This window comes from Sulfitobacter sp. HI0129, from assembly GCF_001635395.1.
Lineage (GTDB): Bacteria > Pseudomonadota > Alphaproteobacteria > Rhodobacterales > Rhodobacteraceae > Sulfitobacter.
In genome coordinates this window covers 1-3,283 of the sequence record NZ_LWGH01000625.1, presented here as the reverse complement: position 1 = coordinate 3,283, position 3,283 = coordinate 1, and the positions used below count along the sequence as shown (strand labels likewise).

The 3,283-nt window shown below is 65.6% G+C and carries 6 protein-coding genes; 3 read left to right on the top strand and 3 right to left on the bottom strand.

Going from position 1 to position 3,283, the window contains the following annotated elements:
- Positions 1 to 250, top strand: a 250-nt coding sequence (locus A3764_RS16365; RefSeq protein WP_201722449.1) for a CoA-binding protein, incomplete at its 5' end; no start/stop codon positions are given.
- Between the two features lie 24 nt (positions 251 to 274).
- Here the strand turns inward: A3764_RS16365 and A3764_RS16360 are convergent.
- From A3764_RS16360 to hisA, 3 genes are read right to left on the bottom strand one after another with little or no spacing between them, the layout of a single operon-like run.
- Positions 275 to 589 (bottom strand): phosphoribosyl-ATP diphosphatase, encoded by a 315-nt coding sequence (locus A3764_RS16360; protein ID WP_067927175.1) that lies wholly within the window; start codon positions 587 to 589, stop codon positions 275 to 277.
- Positions 586 to 1,347, bottom strand: coding sequence for an imidazole glycerol phosphate synthase subunit HisF (gene hisF / locus A3764_RS16355; protein WP_067927171.1), 762 nt, complete (start codon positions 1,345 to 1,347; stop codon positions 586 to 588). Before hisF ends, A3764_RS16360 begins: the two co-directional genes overlap by 4 nt.
- A 50-nt stretch (positions 1,348 to 1,397) precedes the next feature.
- Complete coding sequence (hisA, locus tag A3764_RS16350) at positions 1,398 to 2,117, bottom strand: 1-(5-phosphoribosyl)-5-[(5-phosphoribosylamino)methylideneamino]imidazole-4-carboxamide isomerase (protein WP_067927167.1); 720 nt, start codon at positions 2,115 to 2,117, stop codon at positions 1,398 to 1,400.
- Positions 2,118 to 2,251: 134 nt separating this feature from the next.
- Between hisA and A3764_RS16345 the strand changes: the two genes are divergently transcribed.
- Both A3764_RS16345 and A3764_RS16340 read left to right on the top strand, forming a co-directional pair.
- Positions 2,252 to 2,638, top strand: a complete 387-nt coding sequence (locus A3764_RS16345) for a DUF2147 domain-containing protein (RefSeq protein ID WP_067927165.1) — start codon at positions 2,252 to 2,254, stop codon at positions 2,636 to 2,638.
- Between the two features lie 147 nt (positions 2,639 to 2,785).
- Positions 2,786 to 3,181 (top strand): DUF2147 domain-containing protein, encoded by a 396-nt coding sequence (locus A3764_RS16340; RefSeq protein ID WP_082850868.1) that lies wholly within the window; start codon positions 2,786 to 2,788, stop codon positions 3,179 to 3,181.
- The last annotated feature ends 102 nt before the right edge of the window (positions 3,182 to 3,283 follow it).

Below are 3,283 nucleotides of genomic sequence, written 5' to 3'. Positions count from 1 at the left end.
CGACATGGTCGATATTTTCCGCCGGTCGGAGGCGGTGCCGGAGGTGGTGGAAGAGGCGCTGGCCGATTGCCCGGATCTGCGCACCATCTGGATGCAGATCGGCGTGACCCATGCCGAGGCCGCCGCCAAGGCGGAGGCGCGGGGGATCGACGTGATCCAGGATCGCTGCCCCAAGATCGAATACCAGCGCCTTTTCGGCGAGTTGCGCATGGGCGGTTTCGCCACGGGGATCATTTCAAGCAAGCTGTGAGCGCCGCAGAAGCCGCGCGGTTGCTCAGCGACCCGCTTTCTCCGCGATGCCGGAGCGCGATTGCCGACGCTCCAGCTCATCCAGCACGTTCCCCAGCGGCACATCCCGCGCCGCCAGCATGACCAGCAGATGATAGAGCACATCCGCCGCCTCGCGCGTCAGCGCGTCGCGGTCGCCGCGCACGGCTTCGATGATGGCTTCCACCGCTTCTTCGCCGAATTTCTCGGCGCATTTTTCCGGGCCCTTGGACAAAAGCTGCGCTGTCCAGCTGCTGTCGGGATCGGCGGTCTTGCGGGCGTCGATGATCGCGGCAAGCTCCGCCAGCCTGTCGGTGCTCATGTCAGCCTCATGGGGATGCCGGCGGCAGCCATATGCTGCTTGGCCTCGTGGATCGTATAGGTGCCGAAGTGGAAGATGGAGGCCGCGAGCACGGCGGAAGCGCCACCTTCCAGCACCCCTTCGACCAGATGATCGAGCGTGCCGACCCCGCCCGAAGCGATGACCGGAACATCGACCGCATCCGCGATGGCGCGGGTCATGGGCAGGTTGAAACCCGCCCGCGTACCGTCGCGGTCCATGGAGGTCAGCAGGATTTCACCGGCCCCCTTCGCGGTGACGGTGCGTGCGAATTCGACCGCGTCGATGCCCGTGGGTTTGCGCCCGCCGTGGGTGAAGATTTCCCACCTGTCGGGGGCGACGGTCTTGGCGTCGATGGCGCAGACGATGCACTGGCTGCCGAACTGGTCGGCGGCGCGCGCGATGACGTCGGGGTCGGCCACGGCGGCCGAGTTGAAGCTGACCTTGTCAGCCCCCGCCAGCAACAGCGCCCGCACATCCGCCGCCGAACGGACGCCGCCGCCCACCGTGAGCGGGATATAGCAATGTTCTGCTGTGCGGCGCACGAGATCGAACATCGTGCCGCGGTTTTCATGGGTGGCGTGGATGTCGAGAAAGCAAAGTTCGTCCGCGCCGGCGGCGTCATAGGCGATTGCGGCATCGACGGGATCGCCCGCGTCGCGCAGCCCGACGAAGTTCACGCCCTTGACCACGCGGCCATCGGCCACGTCGAGACAGGGGATGATGCGCGTCTTCAGCATGGGGCTGCAATAGCGGCGGAGGGGCGGGGGGGCAAGATCATGCCGCGCGCTCAGGCGGACAGAAGCTTCAGCGCCTGCGCCAGATCGATGGCCCCGTCATAGAGCGCGCGCCCGCTGATCGCCCCTGCGATGACGCCGGTCTGTTTCAGCGCGGAGAGGTCATCGAGCGATGAGACCCCGCCAGAGGCGATGACGGGGATGGAAACCGCCCGCGCCAGCGCCGCCGTCGCATCCACGTTCGGCCCGCCCATCGCGCCGTCCCGGTCGATGTCGGTATAGATGATGGCCGCGACACCGTCGTCGGCGAAGGATTTGGCCAGTTCGGTGGCGTCCACGTCCGTCCGCTCGGCCCAGCCCTTTGTCGCCACCTTGCCCGCGCGGGCGTCGATGCCCACCGCGACCTTGCCCGGAAAGGCGCGCGCGGCCTCGCGCACGAGCGCGGGATTCTCGATCGCCACGGTACCGAGGATCACCCGGGCGAGTCCCTTTTCGATCCATGCCTCGATGGTCGCCATGTCGCGGATGCCGCCCCCCAGTTGGGCGGGCACGTCGCAGGCCTTCAGGATCGCTTCCACCGGGGCGGCGTTCACGGGGCGGCCAGCAAAGGCACCGTTGAGATCCACCAGATGCAGCCATTCGCAGCCCGCCTCGACGAAACTGCGCGCCTGTGCGGCGGGATCGTCGTTGAAGACCGTTGCGCTGTCCATCTCGCCATGGATGAGGCGCACGGCCTTGCCGTCCTTGAGGTCGATAGCGGGGTAGAGGATCATCTGGGCACGCCCTTCTGCACGGTTTGTCGGCGGTTTTGCACGTTGCGTCACGATATGCAAACGGACCTTAGGTCAACCTTGCCTCGCGCGGGGAGGATGGAGTGTGATGCCGCCCAGATCGGGAGGAGAGATCAATGAAGAGACTTATCGCGACGACGGTTCTGGCCCTCGGACTGGCCGGGGCGGCACAGGCAGACCCGGCACTCGGCATTTGGCAGACTCAGGTGGACGACGGGTCCTATGCCCATATCAAGATGGTGCCCTGCGGCAACGCGGTCTGCGGCACGATCGACCGGACGTTCAACAGCTCCGGCGAGTACAAATCCGAAAATATCGGCAAGCAGCTGGTGCGCTCCATGGTGCCGGATGGCAAAGGCAACTATGCCGGGCGGGTCTGGCGGCCGTCCAACAACAAGGTCTACATCGGCAAGATGACCGTGAACGGTGACCGGCTGAAGCTTTCGGGGTGCATCGCGGGCGGGCTGCTCTGTTCCAAGCAGACATGGGCGCGCGTGCAGTAAGCGAAGAGGCTACGGCAGCAGGATCGAGGCGTCCTGTCTGACGGCAAAGCCACCCCGGCATTGAGAAAAAGGGCGCGGAGGAGTATCATTCCTCTGCGCCCTTTGCATTTTCAGGGCGCCAAGTATCGCTTTGGGGAGTGATGCGGGATGGCATTTGGACGTACCATATTTCTACTTTTGTTCCTCGGCTGCGCGGGGGCTTTGCCCGCATGGGCCGAGGTGGCGCTGGGGCTGTGGCGCACGGCCCCCGATACCAACGGGCGTGTCATGCAGGTGCGCGCCAAGCCCTGCGGCGAAGAGCTCTGTGTCTGGGTGGAGCGTGTGACCGACCGGCGCGGCATCGACAAGCGTTCCGGCGCGGTAGGGCGGCGCATGGTCTGGGACATGGCCCAGCAGGAGGATGGCAGCTATCGCGGCAAATTCTGGGACCCCAAGGTCAACAGGGTGTTCGACACCCGCCTGTCGGTGGACGGCAACCGGATCCTGCTGCGTCCCTGTGATGCCCAGCAATGCCGGGAAATGACCTGGCAGCGAATCCGCTAGCCTTGGGAACGGCCACCGCGCCAAAAGGCGTTCGTCAGGGGGACCATGACAGGAAATTGGAGATGAGGCGCAGGCCCGTCGTCTGGCTCTTTTCCGGATGGA

Excerpts from the sequence above, each read along its gene's own strand:
- A3764_RS16360 (WP_067927175.1), bottom strand. The coding sequence starts at position 589 with ATGAGCACCGACAGGCTGGCGGAGCTTGCCGCGATCATCGACGCCCGC.
- hisF (WP_067927171.1), bottom strand. The coding sequence starts at position 1,347 with ATGCTGAAGACGCGCATCATCCCCTGTCTCGACGTGGCCGATGGCCGC.
- hisA (WP_067927167.1), bottom strand. The coding sequence starts at position 2,117 with ATGATCCTCTACCCCGCTATCGACCTCAAGGACGGCAAGGCCGTGCGC.
- A3764_RS16345 (WP_067927165.1), top strand. The coding sequence starts at position 2,252 with ATGAAGAGACTTATCGCGACGACGGTTCTGGCCCTCGGACTGGCCGGG.
- A3764_RS16340 (WP_082850868.1), top strand. The coding sequence starts at position 2,786 with ATGGCATTTGGACGTACCATATTTCTACTTTTGTTCCTCGGCTGCGCG.